The sequence below is a fragment of the Intrasporangium sp. genome, assembly GCF_032907665.1.
Taxonomy (GTDB): Bacteria; Actinomycetota; Actinomycetes; order Actinomycetales; family Dermatophilaceae; genus Intrasporangium.
Genome location: NZ_JAJJPG010000205.1, coordinates 1 through 4228, shown reverse-complemented (window position 1 = coordinate 4228; position 4228 = coordinate 1). Strand labels below are relative to the sequence as shown.

General features: G+C 69.2%; 4 protein-coding genes. All 4 read left to right on the top strand.

What is annotated here, in order from left to right; translation table 11 throughout:
- The coding region (locus tag LOY02_RS18135; RefSeq protein WP_317183772.1) for an aldehyde dehydrogenase family protein at positions 1–495 on the top strand (495 nt) is incomplete at its 5' end.
- A gap of 46 nt (positions 496–541) precedes the next feature.
- Positions 542–1309, top strand: a complete 768-nt coding sequence (locus LOY02_RS18130; RefSeq protein ID WP_317183771.1) for a 3-oxoacyl-ACP reductase — start codon at positions 542–544, stop codon at positions 1307–1309.
- 14 nt (positions 1310–1323) lie between these two features.
- The gene (locus tag LOY02_RS18125) at positions 1324–2073 is read left to right on the top strand and encodes a gamma-glutamyl-gamma-aminobutyrate hydrolase family protein (protein ID WP_317183770.1); all 750 of its coding nucleotides are present in this window, start codon (positions 1324–1326) and stop codon (positions 2071–2073) included.
- A gap of 345 nt (positions 2074–2418) precedes the next feature.
- Positions 2419–4002 carry a citramalate synthase gene (gene cimA, locus LOY02_RS18120; protein WP_317183769.1) on the top strand — a complete coding sequence of 528 codons (1584 nt, stop codon included), beginning with the start codon at positions 2419–2421 and terminating at the stop codon, positions 4000–4002.
- Positions 4003–4228: the final 226 nt, after the last annotated feature.

Below are 4228 nucleotides of genomic sequence, written 5' to 3'. Positions count from 1 at the left end.
GCCGACCCCCGCGACGAGGCCACGGAGATGGGACCCCTCATCAGCGCCGGGCACCACCAGACGGTGTGCAGCTACGTCGAGGACTCGGATGACACGGTCGAGATCGCGTTCCGCGGCCAGGCGCCCGAGGGTCGGGGCTACTGGTACCCCGCCACCGTGGTCCTGCCCCGGTCCACGACCGACCGCGTGTGGCAGGAGGAGGTCTTCGGGCCCGTCGTCGCGGTGATGCCGTTCGACGACGAGGCCGACGCGATCGCGAAGGCCAACGACACGGCCTACGGCCTGTCCGGCTCGATCTGGACCCGCGACCTCGGCACCGGGCTGCGGGTGGCGCGGGGCGTCGAGGCGGGCAACCTGTCGGTCAACTCGCACAGCTCGGTTCGTTACTGGACGCCCTTCGGCGGTTTCAAGCAGAGCGGCCTCGGACGCGAGCTGGGGCCGGATGCCCTCGATGCCTTCACCGACGTCAAGAACGTCTTCATCTCGACCGAGTGAGCCCAGTGAGGAAACGAGTGGGGAACGAGTGAGGAAAGAGGAGAACATGGCAGGCAGGCTCGACGGCAAGGTCGCGGTGGTCACCGGTGGGTGCTCGGGCATCGGGCTGGCCACGGTGCGGCGGTTTGCGGAGGAGGGTGCGAAGGTCGTCATCGGGGACCTCGACGAGGCGAACGGCGTGCGCGTCGCCGAGGAGGTGTCCGGCACCTTCGTGCTCGTGGACGTGACGGACAAGGAGCAGGTGGACGCGCTCTTCCGCGTCGCCAAGGACACCTATGGCTCGGTCGACATCGCCTTCAACAACGCCGGCATCAGCCCGCCCGAGGACGACTCGATCCTCACCACCGATCTCGAGGCGTGGCGACGCGTGCAAGAGGTCAACCTCACTTCGGTCTACCTGTGCTGCAAGGCGGCCCTGCCCTACATGCTTGAGCAGAAGCGGGGCTCGATCATCAACACGGCGTCGTTCGTCGCCGTCATGGGTGCAGCGACCTCGCAGATCTCCTACAGCGCGAGCAAGGGTGGGGTGCTGTCCATGTCACGGGAGCTGGGCGTGCAGTTCGCCCGCGACGGTGTCCGGGTCAACGCCCTGTGCCCCGGACCCGTCAACACGCCACTGCTCCAGGAGCTCTTCGCCGCCGACGAGGAGCGTGCGGCGCGCCGGCTCGTCCATGTGCCGATGGGACGCTTCGGCGAGCCGGAGGAGATGGCCAACGCCGTGCTCTTCCTCGCGTCGGACGAGTCGAGCTTCATCACGGCGTCGACCTTCCTCGTCGATGGTGGGATCTCCGGCGCCTACGTCACGCCGCTCTGAGCAGGGAGATCGCGGTGTCCGACACACCCATCATCGGGATCACCTCCTACCTGGAACCGACGACCCAGGGGATCTGGGTGGATGTGCCGTCGGCGCTCATCCCGCACTCCTACGTCCGGAAGGTCGAGGAGGCCGGTGGGATCGCCGTGCTCATCCCGCCTCGGCTCGACTCCGCCGACGACGACCACCGGTTGGTGCGGGCCCTGCTCGGTCGTCTCGACGGCGTCATCATCGCCGGGGGCGTTGACGTGGCACCCGAGCTCTATGCGGCTGCCCGCCACCCGACCGTCCAGGCGTCACGACCCGACCGGGACACGACAGAGCTGGCCATCGCCCAGGTGTCGTCCCAGCTCGACCTGCCCGTCCTCGGAATCTGCCGAGGCATGCAGGTGATGGCCGTTGCCGCCGGGGGGACGCTCGAGCAGCACGTCCCGGAGCGGGTCGCCCATGACGACCACGCGCCGGCGCCGGCGACCTACGGGAGCCATCCGGTCGACACGGTTGCCGGAACCCGGATTGCCGATCTGCTGGGATCGCGGGTCGGTGTGCCGAGCTACCACCACCAGTCGGTCGCGACCCATCCCGGCTATCTCCCGGCGGCCTGGGCGCCCGACGGGACGCTGGAGGCGATGGAGGACCCGTTGGCACGCTTCCGGCTCGCAGTGCAGTGGCACCCCGAGGAGGGCGAGGACCCGCGGCTCTTCCAGGCGCTCATCGCCGCTGCCAGGGCGTATGCCGCTCGGCTCGGCCGCGCCCGCGGGTGAGCTCCGCGCCGATCCCGCCCCTGTCCCAGATCCCGCCGCGCCGGCTGCGGCGCACCGTGCCCTGGGAAGTCCACCATGCGGACGCACGGTTTCAGGAGCCGGACCCGCCTGTCACGATGACCCTGTGACGCACCTCCTCAGGCCTGCCACAAGCACGGTCATTATCACCTAGCGCGACGAGCAACCCTCGTCGCGCAGACCTCCCACCCCTGGGGGGTCTTTTTGTTTCCCCGGCCACGAGCTGAGGAGAGCCGCGAAGCACACCGAGCCCAGCGGCATACGGATCAATGACCGAGGAGCGCGCGAACACACCCGCACAGCCCGAGGCGAAGGACGAAAACGGTCATGGAAGCGCTGCACGTCTACGACACCACCCTGCGCGATGGCGCCCAGCAGGAGGGCCTCAATCTCTCGGTGTCGGACAAGCTGGCCATCGCCGGACTGCTCGACGACCTCGGGGTGGACTTCATCGAGGGCGGATGGCCGGGGGCGAACCCGAAGGACACGGAGTTCTTCGAGCGTGCCAGGACCGAGCTGCACCTGCGTCACGCGACGCTGGCCGCCTTCGGGGCCACGCGACGGGCGGGCTCCACGGCCGCCGAGGACCCGCTCGTCGCCGCCCTGCTCGACGCCGGGACCTCCGTCGTCTGCCTCGTCGCGAAGTCGCACGTGCGCCACGTCGAGGAGGCCCTGCGGACCACCCTCGACGAGAACCTCGCGATGGTGCGCGACACCGTGAGTCACCTCGTCGCCGCAGGGAAGCGCGTCTTCCTCGACGCCGAGCACTTCTTCGACGGCTGGCATCTCGACCGGGACTATGCGTTGGCGGTGGTCCGGACGGCACACGAGGCGGGCGCCGAGGTCGTCGTGCTGTGCGACACGAACGGCGGCATGCTGCCGCACGTCGTCGAGGAGGTCGTCGCAGACGTCATCGCCGCGACCGGCGCCCGTGTCGGGGCCCACTGCCACAACGACACCGGCTGCGCCGTGGCGAACTCGGTGGCGGCGGTCCGGGCAGGGGCGACGCATGTCCAGGGCACGATGAACGGCTACGGCGAGCGCACCGGCAACGCGGACCTCATCACCGTCGCCGCGAACCTCCAGTTCAAGCTCCACCTCGACGTGATGGCGCCCGAGTCGTTCCGCAAGGCCATGCACGTCGCCCACGCCATCAGCGAGGTCACCAACGTCCCGGCCTACAGCCGACAGCCCTACGTCGGGTCGAGCGCCTTCGCGCACAAGGCAGGCCTGCACGCGAGCGCGCTCAAGGTGGACCCCGATCTCTACCAGCACCTCGACCCGGCGGTCGTCGGCAACGGGATGCGCACCCTCGTCTCGGACATGGCCGGACGGGCGAGCATCGAGCTCAAGGCCAGGGAAGCCGGACTCGACCTGTCAGGCCGGCCCGATGTCGTCGTCGACGTGCTCGCCCGCGTCAAGGACCTCGAGCAGCGCGGGTGGACCTTCGACGCAGCCGACGCGACCGTCGAGCTCATGGTCCGGGAAGCGCTGCAGCCGGGCTGCTCGACCTACTTCTCGGTCGAGTCCTGGCGCGTCATGACGGACTCCACGGTGAGCGGTGACGCGGTCTCCGAGGCGACGGTCAAGCTCTATGCCGACGGTGCGCGACACCTCGCGACAGGGGAGGGGAACGGCCCGGTCAACGCCCTCGACCACGCTCTCCGCGAGGCCCTCGCCAAGGCCTACCCCGAGATCGAGAAGCTCGAGCTCATCGACTACAAGGTGCGGATCCTCGACGCCTCGCACGGCACCGACGCCGTGACCCGCGTGCTCATCGAGACGTCCGACGGTGAGACGTCCTGGGACACGATCGGCGTTGCCGGCTCGATCCTCGCCGCGTCGTGGCGGGCCCTGACCGACGGACTCGTCTACGGCCTCATCCGCCAGGGTGTGGCGCCCCGCCCCTGACGCATCCGGCCTCCGCAGGCAGTTCCTGCTCGCCCATGACGCCGTCCTGACGCTCCCCTCCGTCAGTGCCGACCGGGAAGTCAACTCTTCGTAAAATCTTCGCCAAGAGCAGGTCTGCTGCTGTGACCGAGCTCGAGCCGTGCGGAATCGCATCGCACACGAGCTCCTTTGCCTGCCAGTCGAATTCGGACCGGCTGCGGCTGCTGGATCTGGTTTGAGGGGTTGC